This window comes from Rhizobium redzepovicii (assembly GCF_019793435.1).
In the GTDB taxonomy this organism is placed as follows: Bacteria; Pseudomonadota; Alphaproteobacteria; order Rhizobiales; family Rhizobiaceae; genus Rhizobium; species Rhizobium redzepovicii.
The window spans coordinates 237,742-253,208 of the sequence record NZ_JAILYH010000005.1 but is presented as its reverse complement, the minus strand read 5'-3'; the positions used below and the strand labels follow the sequence as shown (position 1 = coordinate 253,208).

Here is a 15,467-nt window from a genome sequence, read left to right as displayed (position 1 = left end):
CGGCGCTTACAAGGCGCCGGGCTTTTTCATGTCGGGGAAGAAGTGTTTCGCAATCGGCCAGCCATCCGGCCCCAGTTTGAAGAGCAAGCCGCAGCGGGCAAAGACGATCGCCGTCAGCAGCGAAAACCAGCCGCCGAAGGCAAGGCCGGCAATGACGTCGCTCGGATAGTGGGCGCCGACCATGACGCGCGTCATGCCGAGCCAGATGGCGCCGGCGATGAAGAGAACGCGGTAGCGCGGAAACAACAGGGCAAAGGCGGCGAAGAAGGCCCCGACCGTGGTGGAATGGCCGGAGGGGAAACTTTCGAAAGCGGCATGGCCTGAAAAGGGCGTGAAGGAAAACATGCCGTAGTCGTAAAAATGGTCGGGACGGGCCCTGCCGATCGCCCGTTTCAGCAGATTGGCGAGAAGCCCGGAGAAGACGACGGTGGCAAAGAGATAGGCGCCGATCCAGCTGACATAGAGCGCCTGCGCCTTGGAGCGCGCCGTCTTCACCAGCTTGTAGCCCGCCCTGCCCTGAAAGAACAGCAGGATGCTGGTAAAGATCAGCCAGGCGGAATCGCCGAAACCGGTCATCATCTCGCCGAGGTGCTTCACCGGTGCGGGAACTTCGCTGGCGCCGATCGGTGCATCGAAGAGCAGCATGGAGAGGATCACGGCATTGAGCGTGATGAAGAGGCAGGCCTTCCAACGCAATGGCGGCATGCCGACGCCGCTCCGGCGCCAGCGCCTGTCCAGGGAAGCCCAAAATGCCCGCATTGCCATCGTCCGTTCGAATTCGCCCTTGAGCGCCGCGCGCCCGAAAGACGCGTCGAGGGCGCGCTTATTACCGGGATAGGCGCTCGCTGAAATCCGGCGCAAAAATACACGAGATTGCGGCCGAGAATAGTCCGTTTCGGAGAAATCGACCGAGCGGGTTGCGGCTCGCGCTCCCCGCATAAACAGCCCTCCGCATGTCATGCGGAGGGCCCATGTTTCACGTGAAATATATCAGGCTGACAGCGTCTTGAACTCGGCAAGGATCGCATCGCCCATCTCGACGGTGCCGACCTGCCTCGCGCCATCGGCCATGATGTCGCCGGTGCGGATGCCCTTGTCGAGCACGTTGGCGATCGCCTTTTCCAGGTCGTCGGCTTCCTTCACCAGATTGAAGGAGTAACGCAGGCACATGGCGAAGGAGGCGATCATGGCGATCGGGTTGGCGATGCCCTTGCCGGCGATGTCGGGGGCCGAGCCGTGCACCGGCTCGTAGAGCGCCTTGCGCTTGCCGGTCTTGCCGTCAGGCGCGCCGAGCGAGGCCGACGGCAGCATGCCGAGCGAGCCTGTCAGCATGGCGGCGACATCGGAGAGCATGTCGCCGAAGAGATTGTCGGTGACAATGACGTCGAACTGCTTGGGCTGACGCACCAGCTGCATGCCGCCGGCATCGGCCAGCATATGTTCGAGCTGGACGTCGGAATATTTCGCCTTGTGCGTCTCGGTCACCACCTGGTTCCAGAGCACGCCCGACTTCATGACGTTGCGCTTTTCCATGGAGCAGACGCGGTTCTGCCGGGTGCGGGCCATTTCGAAGGCGACGCCGGCAATGCGCTCGATCTCGTAGGTGTCGTAGACTTGGGTGTCGATACCGCGCTTCTGGCCGTTGCCGAGATCGATGATCTCCTTCGGCTCGCCGAAATAGACGCCGCCGGTCAGTTCGCGGATGATCAGGATGTCGAGACCTTCGACCAGTTCCGGCTTCAGAGATGAGGCCGAGGCAAGGGCCGGATAGCAGATGGCGGGACGCAGGTTGGCAAACAGCTGAAGGTCCTTGCGCAGCCGCAACAGGCCGGCTTCCGGGCGCACTTCGTAAGGAACGCTATCCCATTTCGGACCGCCGACGGCGCCGAAGAGAACGGCATCGGCGGCAAGCGCCTTTACCATATCGGCTTCGGAGATCGCCGCGCCATGCGCATCATAGGCGGAGCCGCCGACAAGGCCTTCGTCGGTGACGAAACCGGCACCCATCGCCTCGTTCATATAGGCGATGATCTTGCGGACCTCGCCCATCGCCTCGGGACCGATGCCGTCACCCGGCAGCAGGAAAAGATTGCGCACAGTCATGAAACCCTCCTGGAAAAACAAGTTGCGGTTTCTTAGACCCCGGAAATGGGCATTTCAAGCGAGAGAAGCAGTGAATCGGTACGCTTCGGTTTCGGTCGTGATGATTGCTCCTGCGCTTGCAAACAGGCTAGAACGGCATCTTACCTTCCATGTCCCCGGATGTTTCCCATGCCTTTAGCACCGCTCCATCTCGATACGCCATTGGTTCAGACAGCGCCTGACTACAGCGCCAGCGGCAAGCGGCTCTGGCTGAAGCTCGATGCGCTGCAGCCTTCCGGCAGCTTCAAGCTGCGCGGCGTCGGCCGGCTTTGCCAGCACGCAGTGGAAAATGGCGCGCGCGAGATCTTCTGTGCGTCCGGCGGCAATGCCGGTATTGCCGCGGCCTATGCCGGCCGGGCGCTCGGCGTGCCGGTCACCATCGTCGTGCCGGAAACGACGGCGGCCGATGTCCGGCAGACGATCGCCGCAACGGGCGCCAATGTCCTCGTCCACGGGTCGGTTTTCGACGAAGCCAATGCCCATGCCGTCGAACTCGCGGAGAGCCGCAAGGCGAGTTATGTGCATCCCTTCGACCATCCGCTTCTGTGGGATGGTCATGCGACGCTGATCGACGAGGTGGTGGCGAAGGGTGCAAAATTCGATTGCGTCGTCACCAGCGTCGGCGGCGGCGGGCTGCTTGCCGGTATTGTCGAGGGGTTGAAGCGCAATGGGCTTGCCGATGTGCCTGTCATTGCCGTCGAAACCGAAGGGGCGGCCTCGCTGAACGCCAGCCTCAAGGCGAATGAACGTATCACCCTGCCCGCCATCACCTCGATTGCCACGTCGCTCGGCGCGCGGCAGGTGGCGCAGCATGTCTTCGACTTGCCGAAACAGCATCCGATCGAAAGTGTTCTCGTCAGCGACGCCGATGCGGTTGCCGCCTGTCTGAAATTTGCCGATGCGCAGCGCATTCTGGTCGAGCCGGCCTGCGGTGCAGCACTTGCCGTTGCCGATGTGCATGCCGAGCTGTTTGCCCGCTTTGACAATCCGCTGATCGAAGTCTGCGGCGGCATCGGCGTATCGCTCGAAAAGCTGCGGCTCTGGAAAGAGAAGTTTCTCTGACCTGATATCAAAGAAAAAGCCGGGCGAAGGCCCGGCTTGATCGATCACCAGTTGGATGGCTTAAGCAGCCCAGGGGTGCGAAGCGGCGTTCTTCTTTTCGAAGCTGTCGATCGCCTTGCCCTTTTCCAGCGTCAGGCCGATGTCGTCGAGGCCGTTCAGCAGGCAGTGGCGCTTGAACTCGTCGAGATCGAACTTGATCGAGCCGCCATCGGGACCGGTGATCTCGAGATTCTCAAGGTCGACGGTCAGGATGGCGTTGGAGCCGCGCGAGGCGTCGTCCATCAGCTTGTCGAGATTTTCCTGGCTGACCTTGATCGGCAGGATGCCGTTCTTGAAACAGTTGTTGTAGAAAATATCGGCGAAGCTGGTGGAGATCACGCAGCGGATGCCGAAATCGAGCAATGCCCAGGGAGCGTGCTCGCGCGAGGAACCGCAGCCGAAATTGTCGCCGGCGACCAGGATTTTGGCGTCGCGATAGGCCGGCTTGTTCAGCACGAAATCCGGATTTTCGGAGCCGTCTTCATTATAACGGGCTTCAGCGAAAAGGCCGGTGCCGAGGCCAGTGCGCTTGATGGTCTTCAGATAATCCTTCGGAATGATCATGTCGGTGTCGATGTTGACGACCGGCAGTGGCGCAGCAACGCCCGTGAGCTTCACGAATTTATCCATGACCCATGCTCCATTTCAGCAAATCTACTTTCTGAATTTGCATCTAGTCCAGTTTTCCGCCGAAATGAAGGAGAATCTTTGGAAAAGGCAGCCACGCGACGTTTCGCGCGGCCTGCCCTCTGCGTATGTGCCGTTACTTGGTCGGTGCGTTCAGGCCCCAGACGACACCGAACGGGTCGCGAAGCTGGCCGTAGCGGTCGCCCCAGAACATCAGTTCGACCGGCATGACGACTTCGGCGCCGGCAGCGACGGCGCGATCCCACCAGAAATCGATATCGTCGATAACCAGCTGGATAGCGAAGCCTTCATGGCCTTTGAAGGGATGGCCGTATTCGGGATAGGCATCCGACAGCATGAGGGAGCTGCCGTTGATGTAGAGATGCACATGCATCGTCCGGCCACTCTCGTCGACCGGTACGATATAGGCTTCTTCGGCGCCGAAAGCTTTTTTGTAGAATTCCGCGGCTTTCACAGCACCGCCGACCGTCAGATAGGGCAGCAGGCCATTCTTGACCGGCGGCATCTTGACCGGATTGTTTTCCGTCGCATCCATGCTCTTCCTCCATTCGTTTTGAAGCGCCGGCAGAATGCTCGGCTGCTTCTAAGACGTATGATGGAAGCATGATGCGACAGTGTCAGTCAGGTTTTTTAAGCGTGAGCCGTTCAGAGATCGATGATCGTGCCGCGGCCGTCGTTCCAGATGCGCATTTCGCGTTGGCCATTGTTTGCCTTGGCGCGCACCGGAGCGGGCTTCATCTTCATCGATAGCGCACGTCCGACCATCAGCACGGTCAGGATACCGCCGACGGCAAGCGTCACCGAGAAGGTGAAAAGCAGCATGGCCACGAAAACGGTGGCGCCGGCAAGCATGAAGAAGATGGAGCGAATGTTCTGCATGGGTTTTAGACCTTTCTTCGGAAAGGAATGTGGTCCTTCTTTTTCCTCTCTGCAAGGCAAGCATGGCTTTTTGTTGTCTTGCCGGGCTTTGCGAAGCTTGGCACTAATGATCGATGAGCCAAACCATCCCTCGCCGTTCGTTAAATCTGCGCCGCTCGGTGCTGAGCGTGCCCTCCATTAATCTCCGGGCGCTCGAAAAAAGCCATTCGCTTGATTGCGATACGGTTATTTTCGATCTGGAGGATTCCGTCTCGCCCGAGAAGAAGGGGCAAGCGCGGGAAAATCTGCGCGCCTTTTTTGCCGGCCCGCCGCTTGAGGGCAGGGAGAGGATCATCCGCATCAATTCTTTGTCATCCGAATTCGGGCCGGCGGACCTGGATCTGGTCAAGGCGCTTTTGCCCGACGCCGTTCTGCTTCCCAAGGTCGACGGACCTCGGGATATCACCGATATGGGCGATCTGCTCGCCGATTCAGATGCGCCGGAGGAACTGCGCATCTGGGCGATGATCGAGACGCCGCGCGGCGTGCTGAATGCTGGAGCGATCGCCGAATCCGGCCGCACGCCGGGCTCGCGGCTCGATTGCCTCGTCGTCGGGCTCAATGATCTGCGCAAGGAAACAGGCGTCCTGCCGCAGCCGGGACGAACCTATCTCGTGCCGTGGCTGATGCAGGTCGTCCTGGCGGTCAGCGCCTACGGGCTCGATGCGATCGACAGCGTCTTCAACGACTTCAGGGACGAGCAGGGGTTCGATGCCGAATGCCTGCAGGGCCGGGCCATGGGTTTTGCCGGCAAGATGCTGATCCATCCGACCCAGATCGAGGCCGCCAATCGGCATTTCGGCCCGGATCCGGCAGCGATTGCGGAGGCGGAGGCGATCATCGCTGCCTTTGCCGATCCGGCTTCCCAGGGGCTGAATGTCATCAATTCAGGCGGGCGGATGATCGAGCGGCTGCATCTTGTCCAAGCCGAAGCTCTGGTTCATAAAGCTCGCCTGATTTCTGCAAGAAAGCCCGCCTGATGAAACTCTACCGCTTCCTGACCGGTCCCGACGATGCTTCCTTCTGCCACAAGGTCACCGCCGCCCTCAACAAGGGCTGGTCGCTGGAGGGCTCGCCGACCTATGCCTTCAATGCCGCAACCGGCGCGATGCAGTGCGGCCAGGCCGTCGTCAAGACGGTCGAAGGCAAGGATTACCATCCCGAGATAAAGCTCTCCGAGCAATAACGCGTCCTGCCGGAAGCACGGCTTCAGCTCTTTGTTTGTGCACGTCGTTATCCCGGAACCGCTGCACACTTTCCGGGCGACATGTATTACAGCGCCGCGCGTCTTCAGACGCGCAAAGGACGCTGTAACAGTTTGAATCTACGCATCGTGCTATCCGAAAATCGATTCCGATTTTGGGGCCGATGCGCTAGCGCTCGGCGGCTTCCTCGGCGCTTGCCTCGATCCGCTCCATATCGTCGTCGCTCAGCCCGAAATGGTGGCCGATCTCGTGGATCAGGACGTGGGTGATGATATCGCCGAGCGTCTCGTCGTTCTCGGCCCAGTAATCGAGAATGGGGCGCCGGTAGAGGCGGATGCGGTTCGGCATCTCGCCGGTTTCCAGCGTGAAACGTTCGGAAATACCCCTGCCCTCGAAAAGACCGAGAAGATCGAAAGGGGTTTCCAGCGCCATGTCCTCGAAAACATCGTCATCGGGGAAATCTTCGATCTCGATCGTAAGGTTGGTCGTCAGCTGGCGAAACTCATCCGGCAGATGGCTATAGGCCTCCATGGCCAGCGACTCGAAGGTGCTGATCGTCGGCGCATGGCGGTCCCGCCAATCATCGCTCTGGTCTATGCGGGCCATGAATATTCCTTCCTTTGCGGGCCCATATAGAACCTTTATCGCCGATTTTCGAGTGCGGAATCAAAGGCAGGAATAAATTCATAGAAAATGGCCGTTGACTCTTCATTAGCTCTCTGGAATCTATAAGAACATAACAGGAACAATACGGATTGGAGAACGCCATGGCGCAGCACGCCCTGGCGCGCGAGCGGCTTTTTGCGCTCCGCGAAACCATCGCCAAACTGGAGGGGAAGCCCGCGCCGGCGCTTGCGGCAGCGGAGCGGGAAGCCTTGGCAGAGGGGGGAAAGACAGCTCGGAGATGCAGTCTGCCGCCGCTGGCGTTTGGGGTGGAGTGTCTTGACGAGGCGCTGGAAGGCGGCCTGCCCCTCGATGCGATCACCGAATTCCGCTCCGCTCTGTCGCGTGATGCCGGTGCGGCAAGCGGGCTGGCGATGGCTGTCGCCGCGCGACTGCAGAAGCAGGAAGCAGATGCCGGCAGGCTTCTGCCGTTGCTCTGGATCGGCGATGCCGTCGGCACGCTGGAGGCCGGTCGTCCCTATGCTCCCGGGCTGCGGGATTTCGGGCTGAGCCCGGAGCGGTTTCTCCATGCGGCGCCGCGCAAGCTGGACGAGGCGCTCTGGCTGGTGGAAACCGCGTTGGAAAGCGCTGCCTTCTCGGCCGTCATCTTCGAAGTGCGCGGCAATCCCGCCCATTTCGGCCTGACCGAAAGCCGCAGGCTCAGTCTTCGGGCGCGTGCTGCCCGCCGTCCGCTCTTTCTTGTCCGCCAGGCCGGGGCGGAGGAGGCAAGCAGTGCGGCCTTCCGTCTGCATGTCGAACCGGGTCCATCCGCTCTGCGGCCGTTGCCGGGGGAATCGAAGCTTTCCGGCAGCATCGGCAATCCGATTTTCCGTCTCACGCTGGAGAAGGGCCGTAATCCGGCCCCGCTCTGCTTTTTTCTGGAGTGGAACCCCCATGAACGCGAATTTCTCCCTCTCGCCGAGCCAAACCTCGTTCGTCCTCCAGGCGAGCCGTCAGCGTATTCTGGCGCTCAGCTTTCCGCATCTGCCAACGGACCGCATCGCCCGCAGGCGATGGGGGCTCTCCTGGCGTTCGACAGGGCGTCCTGAGGCACCGCCTATCGTCTGTTCCGGCAAGCTCAACAATGCCATGCGGCTGACGGCGCTGGACGAGTTGGCAGAGCGGCTGGGGCTGAAAAAGGATCAGGGCGTTGCCGAAGCGCGCGCCATGTACCCAACGCTCGAGGTCGCCGAAGACGATCCGGCAGCCGACCGCCGGTTGCTGGAGGCCATTGCCGACTGGTGCGACCGTTATACGCCGCTGGTGGCGTTCGACGGCAAGGACGGTCTGTTTCTCGACATTAGCGGCTGCGCCCATCTCTTCGGCGGGGAAAAGGCGCTTCTCAAGGATGTGCTGTCGCGGCTTTTTCATATGGGGATCGATGCGCGTGGCGCCATCTCATCCTCACCAGGCCTTTCCTGGGCAGCGTCGCGCTTCGGGCAAGGCGGCGTGATCGAAGACGAGGAGGCGGAGCAGGTGCTGATGTCCTTGCCGGTTGCAGCCTTGCGGCTGGAAGGACAAACCGTCGATGCGCTGAGGAAGCTTGGCCTGAAATATGTCGGCGACGTCATCGATGCACCGCGCGCGCCGCTGACCCGCCGGTTCGGCGCAGGACTGCTTCTGCGTCTCGACCAGGCGCTGGGACGCGAGGAGGAGCCGGTCTCGCCGCGGCGTCCTGTCGCCAGCCTCTCGGCCGAAAGCCGCCTGATCGAGCCGATCGGCACGGAAGAACAGATCCTTGCCGTCACCCGGCAGGTCGCCATATCGCTGCAGCCGTCGCTGGAGACGCGGGGGATTGGCGGGCGGGTGTTCGAACTGGTGCTGTTCCGCGTCGACGGCAGGGTTTTTCGTATCGCCGTCGGCGCTTCGCAGCCGCTTCGCGAACCAAAATTCATTGCCGGGCTTTTTTCCGAGCGATTGCAGGCGGTTTATGACGATCTCGATGCGGGCTATGGTTTCGAAATCCTGCGGTTGAATGTGTTGCGGCATGATCCCTTCAATGAGGCGCAGGGTGATTTCGAGGGCGACCGTCAGGGAGAGATCTCGCTTTCTGTTTTCGTCGACCGGGTCTCGGCCCGGCTGGGTGCGGATTGCCTGCAAAGCTTCCAGCTCCGCGAGAGCCACGTGCCGGAACGCGCCGTCATCACCGTTCCCGTGATGGATCGTCTTCCCAAGCGGATGGCGGCGCAGGATATCCAGCTTCCTTTCCGCCAAGAGCGCCCGCTGCGGCTCTTCGCCACGCCGGAGCCGGTCGAGATCATGCTTGCCGAAGTGCCCGATGGTCCGCCGCAGATTTTCCGCTGGCGGCGCTTGCAGCATCAGGTGGCAAGAAGCGAAGGGCCGGAACGGATCGCCATGGAATGGTGGATCGATGGGGATGACGCCGAGGCGCGCGACTATTTCCGCATCGAGGACGAGACCGGACATCGCTTCTGGATCTATCGTCGCGGTTTTTATGGCCGCGAACTCGATCCTCGCTGGTTCATACACGGTGTGTTTGCATGAAGAGCGGGTCCGCATTTTTCGAGATCGGCGTGAGGACGAATTTTTCGTTTCTCGAAGGCGCCTCCGGTCCGGAAGAGATGGTCGTGCAGGCCGCTCATCTCCGGCTTGGCGGTCTCGGCATTGCGGACCGGAATTCGGTTGCCGGCGTGGTCAGGGCGCATGCGCAGGCGCTGCAGCTCGAAGAGAGATACAGGAACAGAGAGGCGATCTTGGCCAAGGCGGAGAAGGAAGGGAAACGGGAAGAGATTCTCGAGCCCATCCGGATTCAGCCGGGCGCCCGCCTGGTCTTTTCAGATGACACGCCGGATATCCTCGCCTACCCACGCAATCGGCGGGGCTGGGCAAATCTCTGCCGTCTTCTCAGCGCCGGCAATCTGAAGGAAGAAGCGGTCAAGGGGAACTGCATCCTGACGGAAGCGGAGCTGATGGAATGGGGGGACGAGATGATGCTCGCACTGGTTCCCGATCGCACCCTTATCGATCATCAGGAGGGCCAGTCGGCGCTGGAAGATTATCTGGAACGGTTTCGCAGACGGTTCCGCAAGGATTTCTTTATGGCGCTGGCGCCAGCCTATGACGGCCGCGACAGGCAGGTCTTTGCGGTGCTTGCCATGCTTGCGGCGCGCAATCGCGTGCCGCTGATTGCGACCAATCAGCCGCTTTACCACCATCCCGAACGCCGGCCGCTTTCGGATGTGGTGATTGCGATCCGGGAGCATGTGCAGATCGCGCAAGCCGGATTCCTGCTGGCGCCGAATGCCGAGCGCTACCTCAAGGATTCACGTGAAATGGTCCGGATCTTCCGGGACTATCCTGGTGCGATCGAAAATACCCAGGTCTTCTTCGGCAAACTGACCTTTTCGCTGAAGGAGTTGGAGCATAATTATCCGCCTGAAAACGATCCCGGCGAAACGCCGCAGGAGACGCTCGAGAGGCTGACGCGGGCGGGAGCCGCAAGGCGCTATCCCGAGGGTATCCCGGCCAAGGTGGCGAAGCAGATCGATTATGAGCTAAAACTCATCGGCGATAAGAACTATGCCTCCTATTTCCTGACGGTTCACAGGATCATCCATCACGCCCGTTATGACCTCAAGGTCCTGTGCCAAGGGCGCGGATCGGCGGCAAATTCGGTCATCTGCTATTGCCTCGAAATTACGGAAGTCGATCCTCAAAAGAGCACGCTGCTCTTCGACCGTTTCATTTCGATGGATCGTGACGAACCGCCGGATATCGATGTCGATTTCGAGCACGATCGGCGCGAAGAGGTCATCCAGTTCATCTACAGAACCTACAAGAGAGAACATGCCGGGCTGACGGCTGGGGTGACCACCTACCGGACCCGCTCGGCCGGCCGCGAAGTCGCCAAGGCCTTCGGCTTGTCGGAGGATGTCCAGTCGGCGATCAGCAGCCTCGTCTGGGGCTGGTCGGAGGACAATCTTTCCGAGCGGGATGCAAAGGCGGCCGGTCTCGACATCAAGGATCCGGTCACCAGGAACGTGCTGAAATATGCCTCCGAGCTTCTCGGCTTCCCCCGCCATCTCACCCAGCATGTCGGCGGTTTCGTCATCACGCGGGATCGGCTCGACGAGGTCGTGCCGATCATGAAGACGGCGATGCCGGATCGGTACATGATCGAATGGGACAAGGACGATCTCGACAACGTCAAGATCCTCAAGGTGGATGTGCTGGCGCTCGGCATGCTGACCTGCCTGCGGAAGGGTTTTTCGCTGCTCGAACGGCATTACGGTGTGAAGAAGACGCTGGCAGATCTCGGCAACAGGGAACATGGGGACGAAGGCAGGCCGGTTTACGAGATGATGGGCCGGGCCGATACGCTTGGCGTCTTCCAGATCGAGAGCCGGGCGCAGATGAGCATGCTGCCGCGCCTCAAGCCGAAGCTGTTCTACGACCTCGTCATCGAGGTGGCCATTGTCCGGCCTGGACCGATCCAGGGCGATATGGTGCATCCCTATCTGAAGCGCCGAGAGCAGCGGGCCAAGAATATCCCGATCGAATATCCAAGCAAGGAGCTGGAAGCGGTTCTCGAAAGAACTCTCGGCGTGCCGCTGTTTCAGGAACAGGCGATGCAGATCGCGATTACTGCTGCAGGCTTCAAACCGGCAGAGGCCGACAAGCTTCGCAGAGCGATGGCGACATTCAAGAGAACCGGCACGATCGGCAATTTCAAGACGCGGTTCATCGAGGGAATGACCTCAAAGGGCTATGCTCAGGAATTCGCCCAGCAGTGTTTCAACCAGATCAAAGGCTTTGGTGAATATGGTTTTCCGGAAAGCCATGCCGCCTCCTTTGCGCTGCTCGTCTATGCCTCCTCATGGCTCAAGGCCTATTATCCCGACGTCTTCTGCGCGGCGATGCTGAATTCCCAGCCAATGGGGTTTTATGCGCCGGCGCAGCTGGTGCGGGATGCACGCGAGCACGGGGTTAAAATCCTGCCGGTCGACATCAACGAATCCGACTGGGATTGCGGTCTGGAAGAGGCCGCTTTCGATCCGAGTGCCGTCGATTTCCGCCACCGTGAGATGCGCGGGATCATCAGGGCCCGGCACGCGGTGCGGCTCGGCTTCCGGCAGATCAAGGGTGTCTCGGATAAAGAGATGGAGCTGCTCGTCAAAAATCGAGGCAAAGGCTACAGTTCCGTTCGGGATCTCTGGCTGCGGTCCGGCCTGCCGAAATCCGTCATCGAGCGACTGGCGGATGCGGATGCGTTCCAATCCCTGAGGCTATCACGACGCGACGCGCTCTGGGCGGTGCGGGCGTTGGATGTGAAGAGCGCGGCCGAGGAGCTGCCGCTTTTCGAACAGGCCCGTCATGTCGATCTCCAGGCCGAACCGGCAACGAAGCTGCCGGAAATGCTGCCGGGAGAGCAGGTCATCGAGGACTATCGTTATCTCTCGCTGTCACTGAAGGCGCACCCGGTCTCCTTCCTGCGCGAGGAATTGCGGCATGCGGATGTGACGCGCAATGTCGATCTGTTGAAGGTCCCCAACGGCAGAAGGGTGACTATCGCCGGCCTCGTGCTGGTGCGCCAGCGGCCGGGATCGGCCAAAGGCGTGATCTTCATGACGCTCGAGGATGAGACCGGCGTCGCCAATGCGATCGTCTGGCCGAAAATCTTCGACACATACCGCTCGGTCGTGATGGGCGCCCGGCTGGTGAAAATCCGCGGTAGGCTGCAAAGCCAGAGCGGCGTGATCCATACCGTCGTCGAGCATATCGAGGACATGACGCCGGCGCTCGGCATTCTGCAACGCGAGGCTCGGCGTTTCGGCGTCTGTGAGCGGGCAGACGAAGTGCTGAATCCAGGTGTCGATCAGCGGCAGAGAAAGCTTGCGCAGGCGCAGGAGAGAGCGGAGCTGGAAAAACGGATGGTGGCCACAGGCCGCAATTCCGGCGCAGCGGAAACCGCCGAGGTGATGCCGCGCGGACGCAACTTCCATTAAAATGCGTGAGCACCGATCGGGGTCGTCGGTCCCCTTCACTTGCCTCATGGCGCCATCACCCTGGAAGCACTGCATAATCTCGGGCGACATGCATTGGCTTGTCATTCCGACACCGTGTCCGATGAAGCGGGGCTCGAATTTTTTCTTGACAGCCACCATCTTCTTTAGCAGAAAACACGATAGTCAGTGTCATGTTTGGAATGAAGACGTGCTTGTCTGCAGCTGCAATTATATAACCGACAAGGAAATCCGGGAGGTTATCACCAACCTTCTCGATGAAGACTGTTGGCAGCTTATCGTGCCGGCGAAGGTCTATCACGCTATGGAAAAACGCGGCCGTTGCTGCGGCTGTTTCCCCAACGTCGTCGACATCATTATCCAGACGACGGAGGAGTATCACGCCCGTCGCCACTCGACGGAGACGGAAATATTTGATTTCATGTCCCGCTTGAAACAATTCCATGAGGAAAACAGGAGAGCGGACATTGAAAGGCGACAAAAAAGTCATCGAGCGGCTTAACGAGGCGTTGTTCCTCGAGCTCGGGGCGGTTAATCAATATTGGGTTCATTATCGTCTTCTTGAGGATTGGGGTTACACCAAGCTCGCCAAGAAGGAGCGCGCCGAATCGATCGAAGAGATGCATCATGCCGACCGGCTTGTTGCGCGCATCATTTTCCTCGAAGGCCATCCTAATCTGCAGACCCTTGCACCTCTGCGCATCGGCCAGAACGTCAAGGAAGTGCTGGAGGCCGATCTTGCCGGCGAATACGACGCCCGCGCAGCCTACAAGAAGTCGCGCGATATCTGTCACGAAGCTGGCGACTACGTTTCCATGAAGCTCTTCGAAGAACTGCTGATGGATGAGGAAGGCCATATCGACTTCCTCGAAACGCAGCTCGATCTACTCGGGAAAATCGGCGAGAGCAAATACGGCCAGCTGAACGCGGATTCCGCCAACGAGGCAGAATAAGCTACCACGAGATGCCGGCCGCCTTTGGGCGGCCGGAACTCCTGCCGCTTGCCGAGCGCAAACGGTGGCGTCACCCCGGCATGATCAGTCTTCCGATTGCAGTGTCGCCAGATGCTGGAATTCGGCGATGACCTGATCGTACACGCCCCGCTTGAAAGCGACGATCAGGCTGGGCAGTTCCTGCATCGGCTTCCATTCCCACGCATCGAATTCCGGCTCGTGGCCGCCGGGCGGCGGATTAATGGCGATCTCGCTGTCGTCGCCGTCGAAGCGGAAGGCGAACCAGCGCTGCGTCTGGCCGCGGAATTTTCCCTTCAATCCGATACCGATCAATGCCGGCGGCAGATCATAGTTGATCCAGTCGCCCGCTTCGGCAAGCAGGGTCACCGTCTTGATGCCGGTCTCCTCGTAGAGCTCGCGATAGGCGGCGTCCAACGGATCCTCGCCCTTGTCGATGCCGCCCTGGGGCATCTGCCAGAGCTGCGGCGAGCCGTCATATTCCGAATTGCCGTCGGGAATGCGCCGCCCGGCCCAGACGAGGCCGTCGCGGTTCAGGATCATCACGCCGACGCAGGGGCGGTAGGGCAGGTCCTCGGCTTTCACGGTCGCCTGGCTCATCTTCTTCTCCGTTCAGGGATTCGCTTAAGAGACTGATCTCAAGGGTTCCGGGGGTCGTTGGAAAGGGCGGCGACGCCGACGATCTCGATGCCGCGTATCGCAGCCTCCTCGCTCCATTTGGCGATGGCGTCGACGCTTTCATCGAAAGCCGAGGCGACGCCGATCGCCTGGCCATTCTTGCGCGCGATGCGCTCGAGCTCGTCAAGCTTCTTCAGGACGGCGTTGATATCGAGCTGGCCGTCGAGCTGCAGGTCGGCGAAGGCATAGGGCAGTTCCGTTCCCTTGGCGACATCAGCCGTCTTCGACTGCGCCGAGGTGCCGTCGTCGAGGAACAGCAGCCCGCGTTTGCCGATATCACGCATGACAGGTTCCATGGCGGTGGAATCGGACAGGAAACGACCGCCGAGATAATTCATGACGCCGGTGTAATTCGTGATCTCGCCCATCGCCTTGTGCAGGTTCTCGATATTGCGGGCCACGGGTTTCGTGGTCAGCAGCGTTTCCGGGCCGGGATCATTCGCCGGGTAATCAAAGGGCTCGAGCGGCACCTGCAGAAGAATCTCGTGGCCGCCGCGGCGGGCTTCCTGCATCCAGCGCTGCAGGCTGTTGCCGCTTGCGGCAAAGGCGAAGGTGATTTCCTCAGGCAATTCGGCGATGGCGCGCTGCGTCCCGGTCTGGCTGAGCCCGAGGCCACTGACGACGATGGCGATGCGGACGCCACGCGCGCCGGACGAGGGACGGGCATATTGGTCCATCGGCCGTCGGCCATCGGGACCGACGATCGGCAGCCTGCCGAAAGGGGTGTCTTCGAGCAGTGCTTCATTCGGCTGGGCCGCCATGCGCGGATCCTGGCCGATCTGCATGGCATCCACCAGCACCGGCCCGCTGCCGTCGCGCGGGCGGGGGCTGTATTTGGTGACGACGGAGCCGTCGCCTGTGACCATCTGTTCGACATTGGCGCCCGAGCGCGGTTCGGCGCGCGGCATGCCGTCCGCCGCCTGGTTGGTGGTCGTCGCCGGTGGCTGAGCGGTATTGGAGGGTGGCGTTGCGGCCTCTCCGGCCGCCGGTGGTTTGGTGCGTTCGAGCCCATCGCCGCGAAACGCCGTATAGAGGGAAAAGCCGCCTATCGCGAAAAGACAAAGACTGGCGGCGATGCGGCCGAGGCGCAGAACACCCGGGCGCCGGCGGCCGGCTTTGCGGTTGCGGCCCAAAGGCGCATGCAGGTCCGTTCCCAA

At 60.8% G+C, this 15,467-nt stretch carries 16 protein-coding genes; 8 read left to right on the top strand and 8 right to left on the bottom strand.

Translation table 11 applies throughout. The features are described from left to right. Positions 1-6: 6 nt before the first annotated feature. Entirely contained in the window at positions 7-759 is a 753-nt protein-coding gene (gene lpxE / locus K6N12_RS10205; RefSeq protein WP_179867095.1) for a lipid A 1-phosphatase LpxE, read from the bottom strand. 231 nt (positions 760-990) lie between these two features. Continuing rightward, positions 991-2,103 carry a 3-isopropylmalate dehydrogenase gene (leuB, locus tag K6N12_RS10200; protein WP_012559363.1) on the bottom strand — a complete coding sequence of 371 codons (1,113 nt, stop codon included), beginning with the start codon at positions 2,101-2,103 and terminating at the stop codon, positions 991-993. 168 nt (positions 2,104-2,271) lie between these two features. Between leuB and K6N12_RS10195 the strand changes: the two genes are divergently transcribed. Then, the gene (locus K6N12_RS10195) at positions 2,272-3,204 is read left to right on the top strand and encodes a pyridoxal-phosphate dependent enzyme (protein ID WP_097625062.1); all 933 of its coding nucleotides are present in this window, start codon (positions 2,272-2,274) and stop codon (positions 3,202-3,204) included. Positions 3,205-3,264: 60 nt separating this feature from the next. On the opposite strand, the gene leuD is transcribed toward K6N12_RS10195, so the two are convergent. From leuD to K6N12_RS10180, 3 genes are all read right to left on the bottom strand, one after another. Next, the gene (leuD, locus tag K6N12_RS10190) at positions 3,265-3,873 is read right to left on the bottom strand and encodes a 3-isopropylmalate dehydratase small subunit (protein WP_064841181.1); all 609 of its coding nucleotides are present in this window, start codon (positions 3,871-3,873) and stop codon (positions 3,265-3,267) included. A 133-nt stretch (positions 3,874-4,006) separates the two neighbouring features. Next, a complete protein-coding gene (locus K6N12_RS10185) occupies positions 4,007-4,426 on the bottom strand; it encodes a VOC family protein (RefSeq protein WP_097625061.1) in 420 nt (139 codons plus the stop codon). A 110-nt stretch (positions 4,427-4,536) separates the two neighbouring features. Beyond that, positions 4,537-4,770, bottom strand: coding sequence for a hypothetical protein (locus tag K6N12_RS10180; protein ID WP_003589579.1), 234 nt, complete (start codon positions 4,768-4,770; stop codon positions 4,537-4,539). Between the two features lie 113 nt (positions 4,771-4,883). Here K6N12_RS10180 and K6N12_RS10175 point away from each other — a divergent pair, with 113 nt between their 5' ends. Together K6N12_RS10175 and K6N12_RS10170 are read left to right on the top strand one after the other, a co-directional pair. Next, positions 4,884-5,789 (top strand): HpcH/HpaI aldolase/citrate lyase family protein, encoded by a 906-nt coding sequence (locus K6N12_RS10175; RefSeq protein ID WP_097625060.1) that lies wholly within the window; start codon positions 4,884-4,886, stop codon positions 5,787-5,789. After that, on the top strand, positions 5,789-5,995 hold the full coding sequence (locus K6N12_RS10170; protein ID WP_003589581.1) for a DUF1737 domain-containing protein: 207 nt from the start codon (positions 5,789-5,791) through the stop codon (positions 5,993-5,995). The genes K6N12_RS10175 and K6N12_RS10170 overlap by 1 nt, the downstream gene beginning before the upstream one ends. 187 nt (positions 5,996-6,182) lie before the next feature. Here the strand turns inward: K6N12_RS10170 and K6N12_RS10165 are convergent, their stop codons facing one another. Then, on the bottom strand, positions 6,183-6,620 hold the full coding sequence (locus K6N12_RS10165; RefSeq protein ID WP_003589582.1) for a metallopeptidase family protein: 438 nt from the start codon (positions 6,618-6,620) through the stop codon (positions 6,183-6,185). 161 nt (positions 6,621-6,781) lie between these two features. Between K6N12_RS10165 and K6N12_RS34080 the strand changes: the two genes are divergently transcribed. From K6N12_RS34080 to bfr, 5 genes are all read left to right on the top strand, one after another. Next, positions 6,782-7,726 carry an ImuA family protein gene (locus K6N12_RS34080; protein ID WP_245426770.1) on the top strand — a complete coding sequence of 315 codons (945 nt, stop codon included), beginning with the start codon at positions 6,782-6,784 and terminating at the stop codon, positions 7,724-7,726. Further along, entirely contained in the window at positions 7,638-9,182 is a 1,545-nt protein-coding gene (locus tag K6N12_RS10160; protein ID WP_280952922.1) for a Y-family DNA polymerase, read from the top strand. The genes K6N12_RS34080 and K6N12_RS10160 overlap by 89 nt, the downstream gene beginning before the upstream one ends. Then, positions 9,179-12,643, top strand: a complete 3,465-nt coding sequence (locus tag K6N12_RS10155; protein ID WP_097625058.1) for an error-prone DNA polymerase — start codon at positions 9,179-9,181, stop codon at positions 12,641-12,643. The genes K6N12_RS10160 and K6N12_RS10155 overlap by 4 nt, the downstream gene beginning before the upstream one ends. A gap of 121 nt (positions 12,644-12,764) precedes the next feature. Next, positions 12,765-13,163 (top strand): (2Fe-2S)-binding protein, encoded by a 399-nt coding sequence (locus tag K6N12_RS10150; protein ID WP_082366254.1) that lies wholly within the window; start codon positions 12,765-12,767, stop codon positions 13,161-13,163. Continuing rightward, positions 13,129-13,614, top strand: coding sequence for a bacterioferritin (gene bfr / locus K6N12_RS10145; protein WP_003589587.1), 486 nt, complete (start codon positions 13,129-13,131; stop codon positions 13,612-13,614). The genes K6N12_RS10150 and bfr overlap by 35 nt, the downstream gene beginning before the upstream one ends. 84 nt (positions 13,615-13,698) lie before the next feature. Here bfr and K6N12_RS10140 read toward each other — a convergent pair whose 3' ends face one another. After that, the gene (locus K6N12_RS10140) at positions 13,699-14,232 is read right to left on the bottom strand and encodes an RNA pyrophosphohydrolase (protein WP_097625057.1); all 534 of its coding nucleotides are present in this window, start codon (positions 14,230-14,232) and stop codon (positions 13,699-13,701) included. A gap of 38 nt (positions 14,233-14,270) precedes the next feature. Next, positions 14,271-15,467 carry a divergent polysaccharide deacetylase family protein gene (locus K6N12_RS10135; RefSeq protein ID WP_097625056.1) on the bottom strand — a complete coding sequence of 399 codons (1,197 nt, stop codon included), beginning with the start codon at positions 15,465-15,467 and terminating at the stop codon, positions 14,271-14,273.

Coding starts and splice junctions, on each gene's coding strand:
- K6N12_RS10150 (WP_082366254.1), top strand. CDS start 12,765: ATGAAGCGGGGCTCGAATTTTTTCTTGACAGCCACCATCTTCTTTAGC.
- leuB (WP_012559363.1), bottom strand. CDS start 2,103: ATGACTGTGCGCAATCTTTTCCTGCTGCCGGGTGACGGCATCGGTCCC.
- K6N12_RS10170 (WP_003589581.1), top strand. CDS start 5,789: ATGAAACTCTACCGCTTCCTGACCGGTCCCGACGATGCTTCCTTCTGC.
- K6N12_RS10180 (WP_003589579.1), bottom strand. CDS start 4,770: ATGCAGAACATTCGCTCCATCTTCTTCATGCTTGCCGGCGCCACCGTT.
- K6N12_RS34080 (WP_245426770.1), top strand. CDS start 6,782: ATGGCGCAGCACGCCCTGGCGCGCGAGCGGCTTTTTGCGCTCCGCGAA.
- K6N12_RS10175 (WP_097625060.1), top strand. CDS start 4,884: ATGAGCCAAACCATCCCTCGCCGTTCGTTAAATCTGCGCCGCTCGGTG.
- K6N12_RS10185 (WP_097625061.1), bottom strand. CDS start 4,426: ATGGATGCGACGGAAAACAATCCGGTCAAGATGCCGCCGGTCAAGAAT.
- K6N12_RS10155 (WP_097625058.1), top strand. CDS start 9,179: ATGAAGAGCGGGTCCGCATTTTTCGAGATCGGCGTGAGGACGAATTTT.
- K6N12_RS10195 (WP_097625062.1), top strand. CDS start 2,272: ATGCCTTTAGCACCGCTCCATCTCGATACGCCATTGGTTCAGACAGCG.
- K6N12_RS10140 (WP_097625057.1), bottom strand. CDS start 14,232: ATGAGCCAGGCGACCGTGAAAGCCGAGGACCTGCCCTACCGCCCCTGC.
- K6N12_RS10165 (WP_003589582.1), bottom strand. CDS start 6,620: ATGGCCCGCATAGACCAGAGCGATGATTGGCGGGACCGCCATGCGCCG.
- lpxE (WP_179867095.1), bottom strand. CDS start 759: ATGCGGGCATTTTGGGCTTCCCTGGACAGGCGCTGGCGCCGGAGCGGC.
- leuD (WP_064841181.1), bottom strand. CDS start 3,873: ATGGATAAATTCGTGAAGCTCACGGGCGTTGCTGCGCCACTGCCGGTC.